Annotated in this window: 14 protein-coding genes; 1 reads left to right on the top strand and 13 read right to left on the bottom strand. The window is 50.6% G+C overall.

The window, feature by feature from the left end; genetic code table 11:
- Positions 1–141 precede the first annotated feature (141 nt).
- The 4 genes from AC4QZR_RS07710 to AC4QZR_RS07695 all read right to left on the bottom strand — a co-directional run bounded on the left by AC4QZR_RS07710 (position 142) and on the right by AC4QZR_RS07695 (position 5,916).
- Positions 142–672 (bottom strand): MltR family transcriptional regulator, encoded by a 531-nt coding sequence (locus tag AC4QZR_RS07710; protein ID WP_494480379.1) that lies wholly within the window; start codon positions 670–672, stop codon positions 142–144.
- A 72-nt stretch (positions 673–744) separates the two neighbouring features.
- Positions 745–1,056, bottom strand: a complete 312-nt coding sequence (locus AC4QZR_RS07705) for a putative quinol monooxygenase (RefSeq protein WP_494480378.1) — start codon at positions 1,054–1,056, stop codon at positions 745–747.
- A 303-nt stretch (positions 1,057–1,359) separates the two neighbouring features.
- Positions 1,360–2,778: a SusD/RagB family nutrient-binding outer membrane lipoprotein gene (locus tag AC4QZR_RS07700; RefSeq protein WP_494480377.1), complete on the bottom strand. Its 1,419-nt coding sequence runs from the start codon at positions 2,776–2,778 to the stop codon at positions 1,360–1,362.
- Positions 2,779–2,793: 15 nt separating this feature from the next.
- Positions 2,794–5,916 carry a SusC/RagA family TonB-linked outer membrane protein gene (locus AC4QZR_RS07695; protein WP_494480376.1) on the bottom strand — a complete coding sequence of 1,041 codons (3,123 nt, stop codon included), beginning with the start codon at positions 5,914–5,916 and terminating at the stop codon, positions 2,794–2,796.
- Between the two features lie 509 nt (positions 5,917–6,425).
- Here AC4QZR_RS07695 and AC4QZR_RS07690 point away from each other — a divergent pair.
- Positions 6,426–6,551 (top strand): hypothetical protein, encoded by a 126-nt coding sequence (locus tag AC4QZR_RS07690; protein ID WP_494480375.1) that lies wholly within the window; start codon positions 6,426–6,428, stop codon positions 6,549–6,551.
- A gap of 63 nt (positions 6,552–6,614) precedes the next feature.
- Here the strand turns inward: AC4QZR_RS07690 and AC4QZR_RS07685 are convergent, their stop codons facing one another.
- The 9 genes from AC4QZR_RS07685 to AC4QZR_RS07645 form a co-directional block, all read right to left on the bottom strand.
- The gene (locus AC4QZR_RS07685) at positions 6,615–7,298 is read right to left on the bottom strand and encodes a hypothetical protein (protein WP_494480374.1); all 684 of its coding nucleotides are present in this window, start codon (positions 7,296–7,298) and stop codon (positions 6,615–6,617) included.
- 267 nt (positions 7,299–7,565) lie between these two features.
- Entirely contained in the window at positions 7,566–8,471 is a 906-nt protein-coding gene (locus tag AC4QZR_RS07680; RefSeq protein ID WP_494480373.1) for a ligand-gated ion channel, read from the bottom strand.
- A gap of 105 nt (positions 8,472–8,576) precedes the next feature.
- Complete coding sequence (locus tag AC4QZR_RS07675) at positions 8,577–9,686, bottom strand: ABC transporter substrate-binding protein (protein WP_494480372.1); 1,110 nt, start codon at positions 9,684–9,686, stop codon at positions 8,577–8,579.
- 102 nt (positions 9,687–9,788) lie between these two features.
- Complete coding sequence (locus tag AC4QZR_RS07670) at positions 9,789–10,151, bottom strand: DUF1622 domain-containing protein (protein WP_494480371.1); 363 nt, start codon at positions 10,149–10,151, stop codon at positions 9,789–9,791.
- Positions 10,152–10,159: 8 nt separating this feature from the next.
- The gene (locus AC4QZR_RS07665) at positions 10,160–10,933 is read right to left on the bottom strand and encodes an MBL fold metallo-hydrolase (RefSeq protein WP_494480370.1); all 774 of its coding nucleotides are present in this window, start codon (positions 10,931–10,933) and stop codon (positions 10,160–10,162) included.
- 83 nt (positions 10,934–11,016) lie between these two features.
- Complete coding sequence (locus AC4QZR_RS07660; protein WP_494480369.1) at positions 11,017–12,387, bottom strand: amidohydrolase family protein; 1,371 nt, start codon at positions 12,385–12,387, stop codon at positions 11,017–11,019.
- A 182-nt stretch (positions 12,388–12,569) separates the two neighbouring features.
- Entirely contained in the window at positions 12,570–13,265 is a 696-nt protein-coding gene (locus AC4QZR_RS07655) for an ABC transporter ATP-binding protein (RefSeq protein WP_494480388.1), read from the bottom strand.
- A 58-nt stretch (positions 13,266–13,323) separates the two neighbouring features.
- Positions 13,324–14,799: a DUF5687 family protein gene (locus AC4QZR_RS07650; RefSeq protein WP_494480368.1), complete on the bottom strand. Its 1,476-nt coding sequence runs from the start codon at positions 14,797–14,799 to the stop codon at positions 13,324–13,326.
- A gap of 80 nt (positions 14,800–14,879) precedes the next feature.
- Complete coding sequence (locus AC4QZR_RS07645) at positions 14,880–16,382, bottom strand: protein kinase domain-containing protein (RefSeq protein ID WP_494480367.1); 1,503 nt, start codon at positions 16,380–16,382, stop codon at positions 14,880–14,882.
- Positions 16,383–16,485 lie beyond the last annotated feature (103 nt).

The following is a 16,485-nucleotide window of genomic DNA, read 5'->3' as shown; positions in this document are numbered from 1 at the left end:
GATAGCCCCAACAAGTAGTTCAGGGGCAAGCCTCTTCCGACTTAAAACCCATAACGCGTCGCCCGGTTCCGTGCAACCACGGCTTCATTGTGGGCACTCCGTACCCAACGAAGCCTTAGTTGTTAGTATCTGGCTTTCTCTTTATATTTTCCTTTTATTCCATGTAATGCCCTGCCAGTCGTGTCGTTGAAGCTTTAATTTCTTTACATAATCCTCTCTGTACAGTAGGTTTACATATAACATTATTACTCCGTTGATAAACAATTGTCTTGGCTTATCTTTAAATTCAGCTTTGTCTCCAGGTGTTGGTGCTTGCAAATTATAGCATAGAGTGGCGATTTTATTGTCCTTGAACGAAAACTCTAATTCAAATTTGTGGGCAAACTCATTCCTTATTTTCCTGATTATTTCACAGTCGCTATACTCATATTCAGAAATAAGCCCAAGTGAAAACGCCAAATGCTGTCGCGGACTAAATGTCCCTATTGGAGCATTAAATCCCTCAAGAAGTTGTTTAGTAGCTTTGCAGTCAATTAGAAAATCTTCTAAAATCGATTTCAATTTTTGGTCAAGCATACTTGCTGCAAGAATAGATGCACCACGGTCAGTCTCTTTCTGAAACTCTTGCAGGAACTTGGAAAATAATTTGATTTTAGGCTTTTCTTCTATCATTATTAATTTGACTTGATACTAACTACTGTGTAAACGACACTATGTCGTTTATCCGCCATATAGACGAACAGTTTATACCAACCCCGCTCCACCCAATACTTCCAGTTCCTGGCCTTTCTCGGGTCTGCCAGCCAGCAGGGGCATAGCTAGTGCGATCAGCTCTTTCACACCGGGCACTTGCAGGGAGTTGTCGTGGTCTTCTTTGCTGTCCCATACCTCGGTTACCCATACGGCATCAGATCCGGCGCTTTCCTGGCTTACCAGGTATAGCCGACAGCCTTTTGCCGTTGCAACCAGCTTAGAAGCTTCCAGGAGAATCCGGGCAAGTTGTGCGCCATTACCGGCTGTCGCCTCTAGTTTTCCGTGCAGACCGTATTTGCTCATAAGTCAGGTATAAAAGTGTAAGGTATGTTATTGCTATACCTATAAAGTAGGAGATGTAGCCTTTAAATATAGAAATTATCTATGTATTTGTTATTCCATAGCTTTATAAGTGGCTACTAAAATCATTCTTTCGGCAAACTTGCTCCATTTTATTCCTGCATATCATAGTCATTCAGGGATTGCTTGTTGACAAACATAAAAAAACAGCAGCCGATCCACCCCGGTCAGCTGCTGCTTTTTTTACTATTAAAGTCAGAAAGTCCGATTCACTACTAAACTTTCAAACTCCTAAATTCACTAACTCTACTGGTCCCACCACAGTGGCTCTGACAAGACAGGTGAATCCGGGGTATTTGGGTTCTTGCTGGTCTCACCCTGCGGATATGCCAGTCTGCGGATGTAAGTAGGCAGCGCCGCATTGGCAGGTAGCGTGAAGCTGGCATATTGGTAATCGTAGCGTCTGGCATCGTTCCAAGCTTCCGGGTTGAGGTACGTCACCACATACTTCTCCTTGAAAATCAGGTCGAGGGTCAGGTTAGCGGCTCCCACACCTACCGCAGGGTTGCTCAGGTAAGCATCCCGCTCTGCCACCGGTACTTCAAGCTTGTCCATGTGGGCGCGTATACCTTCCAGGTAAGCGTTATAGGCGCGCTGCCTATCACCTGCACGGAAAGCCGCTTCCGCTTCAACGAACTTCATCTCGGCATAGGAGACAATGGTAAGTGGAGACGCTTCGCCAGTTAAAGGGGAGTTGCGCGAGATGTATACCTCGTCCTTCACCGTGTTGTTGGCCGGGCCCACGTTGCCTACGCCGTTCGGAGTGCCTACGTAAGTACCAGTCACCGTTGGGTCCGTGATCCGGGATATGCGGGGGTCCACTACGCCATAGGTGGTACCGTTTAAGTGGTTTACCAGCTGCTCCGAAAGCCAGCCGCCAAGTATGAGGGAGGCATTGCTTCGCGCAACTTCAGCCCAGGGATTCCGGAGCGCGAACACGGCCATCTCTGCATCGTCGGCGTTGGACTTGTAAGAGTTTTCTACTGCGCTCAGCACAGCAGCCGGGTCGTAGGATGGTTGCTTGCTCACCTTGTTGAGTAATCTGGCTTTTAAGGCGTACGCTGTCTTGATCCACGCATCCTTGTCGCCGCCATGGATCAGGTCGTTGGCATCGTCGAGCACTACCTTGGAATCAGTTTTCTGGAGTTCGGCTATACCTTCGTCAAGAAGGCGCAATTCCTCGGCATACAGCTCTTCCTCTGTATCGAAACCAGGGGTCAGGGTGCTGTTGACGAAGCCCTCTGAATACGGCGCATCCCCCCAGAGGTCGGTCACCAGGCTCAGGTGATAGGACATCAGGATGTTGGCCACGCCCACATAGTCCGAGGCGCCTTCCTCTATACCTTTCTGCCTCATGTCGTAGATGTCGGCCATAGCCAGGTATAGCGCATCCCAGGTGCCGGTATAATCCGTTACCTGGTAAGTGTCGGTGCCACTGCCGGCTGTGGGGCTGGCCACATACTGCACAAAGAAAGAGGTGGTAGCAGCTACCCGCTGGCTGTTCAGTCCGGTCTTGTGGGTAGTGGTGGAGAGGAGCGCACTGAGTGGCGCAACAGGAACCAGGTTCGGGTTATCATTCAGATCAAAGTAGTCTTCACAGCTTTGTAAACCCATCGCAGCCCCTAGCATCGTAAAGGCGAGTGCGTATCTAACTATCTTTTTCATAATGTTTCTCTCTTTTTAGAACCCAAGGTTCAGGGTGAACAGGTAGCTTCTCACGGCCGGGTAAGTAAAACCAGCGAACCCGTCTACGTTGCTGCCGCTCGGGTTGGAGCTGTTTTCCGGGTCAAATCCTGAATAGTCAGTGGACAGCCACAGGTTGTTGCCAGTCAGGGAGACGGAGGCGTTGCGAATAAAGATGTCCTCAAACCACTGCCCAGGCAGGGCGTAACTGAGCGTCAGCGAGCGCAGGCGCACCCACGAGGCATCCTCCACAAACTCCTCTGAGACGCCCCGGTGGAAGCGGCGGTAGAAACCATCTCCGTAGTTGACTCCATCCGGACCCACGCCCTGGCCCAGCCATACCTGCTTGGTGTTTGGGGTACCGTCGGCCAGCACACCCTCAAATACCTTGGTCTCGTTGCGGTTCTCTGTATAGTCGGCAATGCCGAAGGCGGAGAAGAAGTTGCCCATCTGGTTGTATTTCTCGTGGCCCACGCGGGCATCCAGCAATGCTGTCAGACTCAGACCTTTGTAAGTGAAGGTGTTGGTGAAGCCTCCGATCCAGTCTGGCTGTGAGTTGCCCACAATCTTCTGTTTGGAGAGCGGCGCACGTACCGGAAAGCCATCCGGGCCAATCAGCAAAGGCCTGTCTTCGTCAATGAACAGCGGATCTTCCTCTTCTCCGGGGCCGTAGTAGCGCTGCCAGCTGGAACCGTAAATGTTACCGTAAGGCTGCCCAGGTATCAGCTTCATGGAAACGGTAGAGCTCAGGTAACCAAACTGGGAGGCATACGGAATCTCCTCCAGCCCTTCGCGTATGCTCAGGATTTTGTTGCGGTTGGCTGAGAAAATCACCTTGGTATCCCAGCTGAAGTCATTAGACCTGACAGGGGTCGCATTCAGTACGATCTCTATACCTTTGTTGCGCATTTTTCCCGAGTTCACGGCGGCCCGCACGAAGCCCGTAGAGGCTGCCACATTAATCGGCAGGATCTGGTCTTTGCTCAGCGAGTAGTAGTAGGTGAAGTCGAAGCCTAGGCGGTTGTCCAGGAACGCCATTTCCAGGCCTGCCTCAAAGGTGTTCGTGAATTCGGGTTTAAGATTTGGATTACCGAGCAGCTCGCTACGCGTATAGCCGGTAAAGCCCGTAGGGAACCCCAGGTAAGGGGAGAAACCGGATGAAGTAGAGTAGCGGGGCGCATCCTTACCAATCTGGGCGTAGGATAGGCGCAGCTTGCTTTGGTTGATGAAGGCCGGTAATTCAAAATGCTCCGAGAACACGTAACTTAAACTGGCAGACGGATAGAAGAAGGAATTGTTGGACTTGCTGAGCGTCGAGGTGATGTCGTTTCGTCCTGTCAGCGTCAGGAAAAGGTAGTCGCGGTAATCGATGGACGCCTCCCCGAAAACCCCCATCAGTCTATACCCTGACTGGTCATCTCTTGGTGTGAGTGCACGTGCGTTACGTAGATCAAAAAAGTCGAACACGGTCAGCTCATCGCCTTCCACCCCAAAGCTTCTCACCTGTTCATCGTAGAGCTCGTGGCCCAGGCGGAACGTTGCATTGAAGTTCTCTCCAAAGCCCGTTGTCGCGGTGGCGATGAAGTTGGAGTTGATAGAGCGGAATTTGGTGGTATACTCATACACGAAGCCCAGCCCGTTGTCCTCCAGCACCCGTTCATCGGCAAAGCCGCGTTCCCCTGGTGCGGTGCGGGTCCGGTCGTCGGTATAGCTGTCCAACCCGATACGGTAGCTCAGGTCCAGCCATTTGAGTGGGGTATAGCCCAGGTGTACACTGCCGATAAAACGGTTCACGTCGTCTTCCATCTTGTTGGTGGCTGCCGCATAAATGGCGTTGTCGTTGCCGTAACTCTGCATGGTGCCATCCGGCTTTTTGTAATCCTCCACGTCCCAGCGTGGTGACCAGTAGCTGAGCATCTCATTGAATCGGTCAGCGTTGTAACGCATACCTCCTGATTTAGAGAAGTTGAAGTTAGCGCCTGTCCGTACTTTGTCGCTCAGCTTTACATCGGTGTTCAGACGGGCAGAGAAGTTTTCGAAATCCGTGAAAGGCAGTACGCCCTCGTGTTTCAGGTGGGAGAGGGAAGAGAGGTAGGTGATGGTCTCGTTGCCGCCTGAGAAAGACAGCGAGTTCCGGAACTGGTGGCCCATTTCATAGGCATCCTCAAAGTGTTTGTAGAGTTTTTCGGGGTGTGTCGGGTCGAGTTTCCGTGCCTCTTCCACTGTGGGTCCCCATGATGGCCAAAAGCTGGTGGGGTCGTATACACCGGTATAACCCTGGGTATAGGTTTCCTGCGTCTTCGGGAATTTGTTCACTTCCTCTATGCCGGCCGTGCTGGTCAAACTCACTCGCAAGGCACCAGCCTCGCCTCTTTTCGTAGTGATGACCACCACCCCGTTTGCACCGCGGAGTCCGTAGAGCGCTGTTGCTGCGCCGCCCTTCAGCACGTTAATGCTCGCGATATCGTCCGGGTTGATATCTGCCAGGCGGTTGCTCATGCCCCGGAGTTCGGCGCCCGCCCCGAAGGTGGAGGTGGAGTTGTCCATCAGTACGCCGTCAATGACGAAGAGCGGCTGGTTGTTGCGGGTAGGGTCAATGGAGTTGATGCCCCTGATCTGGATGCTGGTACCCTGACCTGGTGCACCACCCGTACTGGAAATGGTAGCACCGGCCACTTTGCCCTGCATGGCATTGAGCACGTTGGGCTGGCGGTGCTGCGTCAGTTCCTCCGCCTGTACCGACTGTGCGGCATACCCCAGCGCCTTTTTCTCGCGGGTGATACCCAGCGCCGTTACCATCACCTCGCCAAGCTCCTGCGCATCGAGATTCAGTGTCACATTAACAGTAGCCTGACTGCCCACCGGCACTTCTCTTGTCTGGTAGCCCAGAAAGCGAAAAACCAGGATAGCATTGTTGTCGGGTACCTGTAGCTGGTAGTTGCCCTCAGCGTCGGTTGGTGTACCGGTAGTGGTGCCTTTTATGGTCACGCTGACCCCGGGCAGGCCCTGTCCTGTGTCAGAGGCGGTTACCCGTCCGCTGACTTGCCGCTGCTGTGCCCAGGCTCCTGAGGTGCCAAGCACAAATAGCATGAATAAAATGAATGTAAAGGTGTTCTTCATAATGATCTCATTTAGTGAATCATAGAATTTATTTAAAGCGCATTGACAATCAGGTATTCAGTCTCTTGGGTAGCTTAAGAGCATACGCAGCTAGCTTACCCTGCACTGTAAGGTATAGCCAACCGGGACGTATGCCTGCTGTTGTTAAAATATGGTGGAATGTCACCAAGTATAAGATGGTGGAATATCACCAAGTATAAGCGAGCGTCTGGTTAGCTAAAGCGGACTATTGAAGTATATAAAAAAAAATTTGTCTTATATACGTAGAGTCTGCAGAAATGGGAGGTTTTGGAGCACAAAATATGCAGCAAACTGCAAGGTTTAGCCTAGATCCGATAAATTTTGGCAGCTACGTAGCTTGGCGGGCAATCGGCTTAAGCTATAGAAGTACATATTTGTACAGTAGCAATTTGTAAACCCTGCTATTGCCGTAGAAGAGGATAGCGTTGAAATCTACTTTGGTACTACAAACAGATAGCCAGCTTCCTATAGCGTTTCGTATAAAGGGCATGGAAGTCATTATTATCGCATGCGTACTTATCCTTTATGGCGTGGGTTACTTTGTGTACTACATGTATGGCAGGGATAGAAATAAGAAGCGCAGCAAGAAGTTCTACGATCACCTATGGCCATAAAAAAACAGGCCGCCCCTTGGTTAGGGCAGCCTGTTCTGCATATTGGTGGTTTTGAGAATTTGCTTACACGTGTGCTTTCTTTTGCAAGGCGGTAACCTGATCGGTCAGTTCCGCCACCAGGTTCATCTCTGTTTGTAGCTCGCGCTTGATCTTGATCTCACGCTCACGAGCATTCTTCTTAAACTCGGCGAACTCGCGATCGATATCGTCAAACTCTTTCTTCTTCTGGTCTGTCACCTTCTTGCTGCTCTTGAACTGGGTATACACTACGCCCAGCGCAATAAGAAGCAAGGCGATAATGGCCGTATTGATGATCACATAAATCTGCTTGTGGATCGGAATGCCCAGCACATGCAGGTTGTTCACTGCATCTTCGCTTTGCTGCACGGCTGCTTCTTTTTGAGCGTTGTCAAGCTTCAGGGCTTCAATTTCTTTTTCCTGCTCGGTAATTCGGGCCTGCGCCGTCTCCAGATCCTGACGGGTTGCGTTCAGCTCCTTCACTTGCTTTTGCTCCACATCTTTGATCGTGGCCTGCACACTTTGCCAGAATGAGTTAAGTAAGGCGACATTCACCACTTTATACTCTCTGCTGCCTTCCATGTAGGAGTTGGACTTGCTTTTGAGATCGTTAAACTGCCCGGTCAAAGGAGTGGCAGACTTGTTCTCATTTTTAGCCGTTCCCTGTGCCTGCACTGCTGGTGCTGCTGTGGTCAGCACAATCAATAAGGAAAGAAAGAATGCTTTCATGTTTTTTGGAATAATGGTAAAAGTTGAATTGCGGTAAATATAAAAATAATATTTTTTTAAGAAAGTCGAATGGCTGATTTTATGCTGTAAATCCAAAAACCTTTTTACACTAACTTCAAAAGTTTATCTTTTATTGCCAAAACGCTCTCAAAAAGCTCGGACCAGTTGCACGGTCGGTCGTGCGCGCGGGCTGGCTTTTCATGCAGGGTTAACACGCATAATTCTGTTAAAGTTCTGAGTGTTAGATGTAATAGTCTGATCAAGAGGCTACCACACCACCGCCAGCGTAAAAGCCAGCACGATAATCGGAAAGATATAATGCTGGTAAATGCTTGCCAGGCGGCTTTCAGTGTTGTGCTTCTTGCGCTTGACAAACCGCAAAATAGAAGTGCCGATCAGGGAGGTGATCATGACATAAGTGAAAATAAAGATTTTGTCTGAAATAGTGGCGAACTCCATTTCCGGCTTGTAGGCTGAGAAGTAGAGCGCAATGGAAGCGAGCAGCGACGTGACCTGAATTGCCTCCAGTGTTTCGAAGCGGAGCAGCGGTATAAACACAGAAAAATAAGTGATGATCAGGATGACGAGCAGTGGAGTGAAGACCTTCAAAAAAAAGTCAATGCGTGCCCTGGAGAGCACATAGGTATAGTTGAATTTATAAAAAGGGATGGTGTGGCGCGATAGCTCAAAGTTGTTGACAGAGCTGATAATGTCATGATCGAAGCCTACGTAATGGGCGTTGTCATTCCAGCCTTTCACCTCGAATGTTGTGTCACGGGAGGCGGGGTGGGAGGGCTGCACCATAAAAGGCTTCAGAGCGCTGGCCGGCTGAAGCGAAATAGAAAAACGTTGTCTGTCAAACGGGTATTTGCGCAGGTCAGGCTCAAAAATAAACTTGCCGGATATTTTGTACAGGTAGTTATATAAATCCATATTGCCGGGTACACTACGCTGACGCACCAGTTTAATATCCAGGAGGTAGTCGTGGCTTGTTTCACTGCGGGCAGCATTTGTGAAGTCCAACTGGTCAACCGAAAAACGTGCTGCTGAGATCACCTCCAGGTAAAATGAAGCATAGAAGCTCCCTTCAATATCGCTTATCCGATTGATCTGTACCAGGTCCATGTGGGTATAGAGCACAGGTATGGTGCGCAGAGTATCGTCCAGGGACATATACTGCCTTGGCGCCAGAATATGCTGCGACGCATTGGGTGGTTTCCAGGCAAGCAGCACATCTCCGGCAATGGCTCTTTCAGGCGTGAAGTACCAGTCATCGGATCAGCCTCTGTAAATGCGCCCACCTCCCATATACTGCTCCATTCCCTGGTTTATGCGCTCTCTGATAGGTATATCGGCACTGCTAGCCGCGCTTGAAGATCGGGCAGCCTCCACCAGTATACCGATGCTGTCGGCAAGGCGGGCTCCAAAACTAAGTTGCAATTCCAGGGTCTGTCCGTACCTGATCTCTTTTTGAAAAGTCGGAATCTGTTCCTGTAGCCGCAGGTTTAAGGTACCCGGTATACCTACCACGTTGAGGTCGTATAACTCGCCTGCCTGCTGCCCATTGGTTTGGGAAGCCACAAAACCCAGGTCGCCCAAAGCTGTGTAGATGGGCATGGTGAGGCCATTCTTCCGGAGTTCCTGGACAAGGTATGAGGTAATCCCGCTTTCGAAAGAGAGCACCAGGAAATCAGCGGCATCGGAGCGGAGCATCTTGCTAAGCGAGTCGATGTCGGCAGCGGTATAGCGGTGGTTTCCCGCAAACCACTGCTCATGCACCAGCGCCTTATCCGGATTCTGACTAACTACTTCCTGCATTTTACCGAAAATCGCGATCGAGTATAAATCTGCTGCTTTGCCAACAAATGCCGGGCGATCGTAATCTGCAAGCAGTTCCCCAAACACAATAGCCAGGTCTACGATACTTCGCTCCGCTGTATACATCGTGGGGTACTCGCTGAAAAGAGGAGTAAGGGCAAAACCGCCGACGAAAGGAATACGCGCCGGCCCAATTAGCTCCGAGATAGCTTTGGAACGGGTGGAACTCCAGCAGCCAACATAACCAATGAGGTGGTTGTCCTTCATGGTTTCGTGCACTACCTGGCGGGCCGTTTCAGAGCTGCCCTTATCATCCAGGTATTTTACCCGCAGTTCACGCCCCTGCACACCGCCATGCCGGTTTATCTGCTCCAGCTTTTTGCTGATGATCAGTTTCACGACATCCGTATCGCCCGGCATAAGTTCGATCGTGTTGAGAATCACGCCAATGGTATAATGCCCGCGCAGCCGGTTGTAGCTCGTAAAATGTTCAAATACCATGTAGAGCACCAATAAGAGCCCTGCTATCAGTACGATTGTTTGTTTAGTAGAAAGGAGCTTTGTGCGCATGCACAGCAATGAGAAATCCGATACAGGTATAGCAGCAGGTATGGCATGGTGCGGACCATGATGCGGTGTGTATAGTTATATACGGTTTTATCAGTTAGAATGCTAACGCGGTTGTTCGGCTTCAGGATTTCTGGGTTGCCAGGGAAAACGCCCTTCGAGTTCTACCTGTAGCGACAGGCTCAGAAAGGTACGAATCAGCACGACCAGGCCAAGTGTGAGCACACGTTCCAGGGATGGCTCCGTGACCACGGTGGCAATAATGTCGGCGGCAACCAGTATTTCCAGCCCCAGCAGAATTGCTTTGCCGAGTTCGTGGCGCAACATAATGTACGAGCGGTGGGAATTGTGGCGAAGCGGAAAAATAAAGCGGAAAAGCGCAATGGCAGCCCCGATCGCTATGATCAGGACTCCAATTGCTTCGATGGCACGGGCAGTGTATTCTATGTACAGCCGAAAGTCGTGCATGTTGGGTGTTATTTTTTGTCGGTTTCCGGGTACCAGTTGCGCAGGCGTACGTCTATCTTTTTATCTCCGTCATTTACCTTTTGCTTAAAGGCTTCCACATCGCTCAGTCCGTCCTGACCACGGTAGTGATACGGGTATACGATGGCTGGCTTAAACTCGAGCACCGCCGAAGCGGCCTGGTCGATGTCCATGGTATAAGGTAGGTTCATACAAACGAAGGCCACATCGATGTTGCGAAGCGCACGCATCTCCGGAATGTCTTCTGTGTCGCCTGACAGGTATACGGTTTTGTCAGCAAATTCCAGCACATAGCCGTTGCCTCGTCCTTTGGGGTGGCGGGAGTCTTCGGTTTCGGGCAGGTTGTACATGGGCAGTACCGCAATGGAAATACCCATCTGTTCGGTATGGTCATTGTTACCGATCACCACCACTCGCTTTTTGAAGTTTTCGGGCAGCTTATCGGCTACAGCCTGCGGCACTACAAAGGTTGCTTTGTCCGTGTTGATCGCCTGCAGCGTTTTCAGATCGAGGTGGTCTGGGTGAATGTCGGTGATCAGGATCAGGTCGGGTGCGGCTATACCTTTAAATACTTCCGCACCGCCGTACGGATCAACGTAAATCGTTTTACCGTCCCAAGTGAGAGCCAGGGTACCATGCAGCACGGGCTGTATCGTTAGTGGTCCTTTTTTGGTTTCAATTTGGTCGGTGCCCTTCGTTTGCTGGGCTTGTGCTGTCAGCGTTAACAGCAGGCCTGCCAGCATCAGTATGGATTTCAATTTCATAGGTTTACGGTTAATGTAATTAGGTTTTTTCAAAGTATCGGATTCCTAACAGGTCATGAGGCATTTGGTTATAAAGCCTTCGTTTATTTTGCTTTCTCCAGTTTCTTCAGCTCCAATTTGATGTAGGCTTCTGGCAGATAGGTATGGCCGATCACTATACCTGCTATACGCTGTGTTTGGGAAATATCGTTGAGCGGATTGCCGTGGAGCAGCAACAGATCCGCCGCGGCCCCCACTTTCAACACGCCAATATCATCACGTTTGAAGTATTTGCCCACATTGACAGTTCCTGTACGGAGGGCCTCGTACGGGCTCAGACCTGCTGCCACCAGGTATGCGAGTTCCTGATGTGTGGAGATGCCGGGCACGTTGAACACCTGCGGGGCGTCGCAGCCAAGCAACAGTCCCACTCTGTTGTCGTTGCAGGCTTTGATCAGTTTCCGGCGGAGGTCCACATACCTGTTCATGGCCTCGGCGTCATAGCGCGGATCGTCCATCAGTTTTTGCTTGGCGGCAATCCAGTTCTGGACCGTTTTAGGGTTCATGTACCTCATTTCGGGTTTGCTGCCTAAGGTTTCAGGTGACTCAGCCGGTGACATCCAGCGCTCGGCAAGCGCCTGCGTGGGCACTACCCAGATGTTCTTTTCGCGTAAAGCGGTCATCAGCTTAGGTATACGGGTGGTATCTGCCTGGTCTGCAATGTACATGGCAAAGAGTCCGACCTCCTGCTCAGGTATAGCCTCCAGTCCCGGCACCAGACTTTCGATGAAACCATCCATATGGTCGATGGATGCGTAGCCCGCCTCAATGGCGCGCCAGATGCCAACCTCGTAAGATACGTGGCCGGCAAAGGGCATCCCGATCTGGTTGGCAGTGCTGGCGATGGCGGCAAAGGTTTCAGTAGTGAGTCCCGGGTGCAGTTTCAGGAAATCGTAGCCCGCCTGCTTTTGCTGCCTGACCATTGTGGCACCTGCCTCTGGGGTTTTAACGCTGTTACCGTTTAACGATGGGCCGGAGGTATAGAACCGGGGACCAACCAACTCACCTGATTGCAGTTTGCTGCGCAACTCCAGGTGGCGCGGGTGTCCGAGCATGCCCCGAAACGTGGTGATACCGTGTAGCGTGAACAACTGCAGCACTTCTTTCATCGGTTCCAAGTCATCGACAGGAGGGACGTGCGCGTGCATTTCGGCCAGACCGGGCATCAGGTATTTCCCTTTGCCATCCACAATCAGCGCATTCTTGCTGTACTTAACCTTTCCAGCCCCGCCTATGGCCGTTATCTTGCCGTCTTTCACGACAACCGTCTGGTTCTCGATCACCTGCTCTTTGTCCATCGGGATGAGATTAACCGAGCGAAATACCACCTCCCGATCGCGGAAGTCAACAGGCTGCTGCGCCAGGGCAGGGTAAAGGCTCAGGTATAGAAAAAGAAGGATAAGGTATGCTTTCATGGGAGAGGATCGCTTAGGTATACCTGGTTAGTTAAACTAAAACTTAACTGCGTTATACTACTGTAAGCTTAAACGTAAAGTTTTCTATTAGGTCGTTCAGCTGCCAGATTAGCTTGTGTTAAAAAGTAAAAGCCACCAGAAACTAAACTGGTGGCTTTTATACCTGAGGTGATGGGGTATAGCTATACCGTGAAATAGGCCTCTAATGCCTGTAGTGTGTCTTCGGTCGTTTGCATATCCTGCACGATCTGGCCTTTCTCCAGAATAACAATGCGCTCGCATACCTCGGTGACGTGGTTGAGGTCGTGACTGGAGATAAGCATGGTCATGCCGTGGCGCTCGTGCAGGCTGCGCAGCAGGTTTTTGAGCCTGATCTGGGAGCTGGGGTCCAGGTTGGCAAAGGGCTCGTCCAGGATCAGGAGCTCGGGGTGGGAAAGTGCGGCAGCAGCTATACCTACCTTTTTCTGGTTGCCCTTCGAAAAGTCGCGGATGTACTTGCGCTGCTGTAGTATCTCGCCGTTAAAAAAATCGACAAAGGGCTGCAGACGCTCCTGTATGTCGCCATTGGACAGGCCGTGCAGGTCGCCGATAAATTTAAAGTACTCTTCTGGCGTCAGGTAGTCTATCAGAAAACCTTCGTCGAGGTGCGAACCGGTATAGTATTTCCAGGCATCGGTGTGTGCCACTGGTATACCCTTCGAGGTAACTACGCCGTCAGTAGGGCGCACCAGGTCCAGCAGCATCCGAAACAGGGTAGTCTTGCCTGCCCCGTTGTTTCCCACTAAACCAATGGTCTCGCCGGGCGCCACGTGCAACCCCTGTATGTTCACGACTGTGGTGTTGCTGTATGCTTTTACAAGATCTTTTACTTCAATCATCATATTCATTTCTTTTCAGGTATAGCTGATGTTTTTCGTCTTCAGGTAGTTGGGTTGATTAGTGCTGTCTGTAACCGGCAGCCAGGGTATACTTTCTGTCTTCGAATCGTTTGGCCATCATTCGAAGCAGCTGGCGATGGAAAACGATTCCCAACGCACCAGTAAAGGCAAGAGCGAAAATGCCCCACTGCGGTATGTCCATAAAAGAGAAAGGCAGGAAGATAGCAACCGGTCCCAGCACCATCGGCAGCATCATCACAAACTTAGAGGCTCCCACACCTTGCCAGTTAAAGGCAGAACCATTGCTCAGGTCGAGCCGCTCTTTGTTAAGCGCCGCAAAGTATAGCACGACAATTGAGTTCACGCCGATGTTGAACACGCAACTAGCCAGGTTGATGAGGAGTACTTTCGTGCCGAACAATGCATAAGGGAGTGTGAGAACGGTCACCAGCAGAATAGAAGGCACAAACATGAGGTACTTTGCTTTCACATATTGGTAAGTCGAAATTGGTCTGGTGAGCAGGGCGTCGTAATGAGCGCTTTGCCAGGCCGGCACAAACTGGCCGTAGTTGAACATTGGGGCGCCTGTCACGAAAATACCTACAAAGATGAGCATGCCCCAGCCTTCCAAATATACCTTGTTAGTATAGAAAATAAGACCGTAAAATAGAAGGAAGGCCGATATCATTACCATGGACTTCGGTCGTTTGTGGCGCCAGATCAGCTTCAATTCCAGGGCGATCAGCTTTCCGGTATCCCCAAATTTGTTCAGAAAAGCCATGTCGTTCCCTTCTACTGTGGTGACTCTCTTGACGTAGATCTCCTCCGGATAAAGGTGCTGCATCAGAAACCGGTAGTTAAGCAGGTATACCCCCACCAGTCCCAGCAAAGGCACAAGTACGAGCCATGGTTGCTGCAGCAAGGCACCAAATGCCACCGTCGAAACCTGCCGCAGTGAGAGCACCTGCAGGTAGTCGAGCAGCATGAGGCCACCGACTACCAGTGCAAGCAGTAGCGTTATTTTCGGGTTGGAGGTTAGCTGCCGCTTGAAGTAGATAAGAATGAAATTGTTGATGAACGTGAGCAGCAGGAGGGAGGCCAGCCAGACCAGCGCTATACCTACGCCGTGCGCTGGCACTACCGCACGCAGCATAAATGGCACAAATACCAGCAGCAAGAGCAGATTAAACACGCTGGGTATAGAGCGCAGCAGCACAAAGTGCACAAGCTTGTTCCGCTTTACAGGCAGGTGCAGGAAAGGCTGAATGGCCAGCACCGGTAAGTCTTGCAGCATAAAGCGCGACACGAGGTCTATTAAAAAATAAAAGAGCAGGAAGCTGTTAAAAGAGGCAACAGGATCTTGGTCCGGGTAAACATCGGCAAGTATTTTATCGCTAAAAAACCCGAGCCCAATAAAGATGAGCGCAAAATAGATGATGAAGAACCCGAGTATAAACTTCACTACCAGGCTTTTCTCATAAGCCGGCGACCGGCGGGCCTGCTTCCATTGCAGGTTGAGGAGAGTTCCAAACATAATCCACAGAATATATTGCTTTTTAAATATTGAAAATTATCTTTAAAAAGCCAAAAACTGTGGATTATTAAAACATTAAATTATTGAACAGCAATAATGCTCACGTTGATCTCATCTATTGCGCCCTTTTCCTCTGGGTCGTAGATGATCTTGTCAATGACAATACTATTGCCCTCTTCTGTGCTTAAGAGAATGTCAATAAACTCACTGACACCGAAGCTTCCCAATGGAGCGTCGTGCATGCGGGCATAAATGATGGCATCCGGAGAGAAGTATTTTTTGATGGAAGTTCGCCATCGGTCACGTACCTCCAGCGGTATTTCCTGGTTAAGCAAGCCGTTCAGGTAACCCTCCAGACTAGTTGGCTGAGGGTAAGCGGGCTGTACCGGGCGTGACGGAGCGGGTTTGGAAGCCGGAGAAACTTGTGCTTTCGGCGTACCAGCCTGAGCCGGATTAGTTTTTGGCGGCTGGCTGGGCTGCTTTTTGGTTGGCGTGTCCGGTTTCACCGCTTCCGTTGTGTTGTCGGTTGCTATTGGTGTACTATCAGCTACAGTCGAATCAGGAATGGAGGGTATAACTGGTAGATTGGTGCTTACATCGGTATCTGTAGCCAGTTCCTTACCGGGTTTATTCCATACTAGAAAATAATACGCGGCGCCAAGCGCAACTATCAGCAGCAGGAAAAGAATGGTAGGCCATAGCCAAGTCCTTCTTTTGTATACGATCGACTCTGCCGTTACATTTCCAAAAGTGCCGTAAGATTTCCATTTGCCGTATTCCAGATAATAGTTGGCCTCTTCAACGAGCACCTGTGCCGTGGGTCTTTTCTCAGGATCTGGATGCAGGCAGGCACGCACCAGGTTGCTTAGTATACGGGAATATGGATCAGGAACAATTGGAATCTCTGCCCCCTGGCTTAGGCTCAAACCACCGTTTCCCAGCCAAGGCGTTTCGCCGGTGCACAACTCGTACAGGCTCACGCCAAGTGCAAATATATCACTCGCAGCTGAGTGCTTCGGGTGGGACCCAAACAGTTCCGGTGCGGCATAGGCAGTGCTCTGAGCCAGCGGCGTGCCAGTAGCACGGTGCAGGAGTGTGCGCAGCTGGCTGCTAAAGGCCGGTACAGCCAAAAGGTAATTTCCCTGAGCATCTAGTATAATATTGGACAGGTTGATCTGTCGGTGTGGCAAAGGGGGCTGTCTGGTGTGCAGGTATTCCAAGGCACTGCCCACCTGGGAAATCAGTCGGGTAATTTCCCTCTCTGGTAGCGGTGCAACCTGCGACAAGGTATGCTGTGTCTGCAGCGGTGCGATATCAAAAGGAATACCTTGGTGTACGCCGAAATGCGAAGGTATAAGCAGATGGGGATGTTGTAATAAAGCCCGCTCTTCTTGTTCCCGTTGCAGCAGTTCCAGGCTATGGTGATCGAGCCGGATATGAGGTGCGTACAGCCTCAGTGTTACCGGAGCCCCTTCTGCCGTCCAGTCTTCAGCCTTCCAGACCTCTTCAACTCCCCCCGAACTTAGTTGTTCTTTCAGTAAGTAATGCGCCGCAAAAATGCCGTTTGTTTCCGGTATGCTCATAGAACCCATGTATTCACATGGGGTAATACGGGAATGAGGGGATTAGGTGGTAGAATGAAAGGGAGATGAGAATTTAAACAGACGAAATCAACTCAATAGCGAT

The organism is Pontibacter sp. YIM B11418, assembly GCF_059278805.1.
Note: the sequence above shows the minus strand (reverse complement) of the source record. Positions and strands in the feature narration are given on the sequence as shown.

Excerpts from the sequence above, each read along its gene's own strand:
- AC4QZR_RS07710 (WP_494480379.1), bottom strand. The coding sequence starts at position 672 with ATGATAGAAGAAAAGCCTAAAATCAAATTATTTTCCAAGTTCCTGCAA.
- AC4QZR_RS07705 (WP_494480378.1), bottom strand. The coding sequence starts at position 1,056 with ATGAGCAAATACGGTCTGCACGGAAAACTAGAGGCGACAGCCGGTAAT.
- AC4QZR_RS07700 (WP_494480377.1), bottom strand. The coding sequence starts at position 2,778 with ATGAAAAAGATAGTTAGATACGCACTCGCCTTTACGATGCTAGGGGCT.
- AC4QZR_RS07695 (WP_494480376.1), bottom strand. The coding sequence starts at position 5,916 with ATGAAGAACACCTTTACATTCATTTTATTCATGCTATTTGTGCTTGGC.
- AC4QZR_RS07690 (WP_494480375.1), top strand. The coding sequence starts at position 6,426 with ATGGAAGTCATTATTATCGCATGCGTACTTATCCTTTATGGCGTGGGT.
- AC4QZR_RS07685 (WP_494480374.1), bottom strand. The coding sequence starts at position 7,298 with ATGAAAGCATTCTTTCTTTCCTTATTGATTGTGCTGACCACAGCAGCA.
- AC4QZR_RS07680 (WP_494480373.1), bottom strand. The coding sequence starts at position 8,471 with ATGTCCCTGGACGATACTCTGCGCACCATACCTGTGCTCTATACCCAC.
- AC4QZR_RS07675 (WP_494480372.1), bottom strand. The coding sequence starts at position 9,686 with ATGCGCACAAAGCTCCTTTCTACTAAACAAACAATCGTACTGATAGCA.
- AC4QZR_RS07670 (WP_494480371.1), bottom strand. The coding sequence starts at position 10,151 with ATGCACGACTTTCGGCTGTACATAGAATACACTGCCCGTGCCATCGAA.
- AC4QZR_RS07665 (WP_494480370.1), bottom strand. The coding sequence starts at position 10,933 with ATGAAATTGAAATCCATACTGATGCTGGCAGGCCTGCTGTTAACGCTG.
- AC4QZR_RS07660 (WP_494480369.1), bottom strand. The coding sequence starts at position 12,387 with ATGAAAGCATACCTTATCCTTCTTTTTCTATACCTGAGCCTTTACCCT.
- AC4QZR_RS07655 (WP_494480388.1), bottom strand. The coding sequence starts at position 13,265 with ATGATTGAAGTAAAAGATCTTGTAAAAGCATACAGCAACACCACAGTC.
- AC4QZR_RS07650 (WP_494480368.1), bottom strand. The coding sequence starts at position 14,799 with ATGTTTGGAACTCTCCTCAACCTGCAATGGAAGCAGGCCCGCCGGTCG.
- AC4QZR_RS07645 (WP_494480367.1), bottom strand. The coding sequence starts at position 16,382 with ATGAGCATACCGGAAACAAACGGCATTTTTGCGGCGCATTACTTACTG.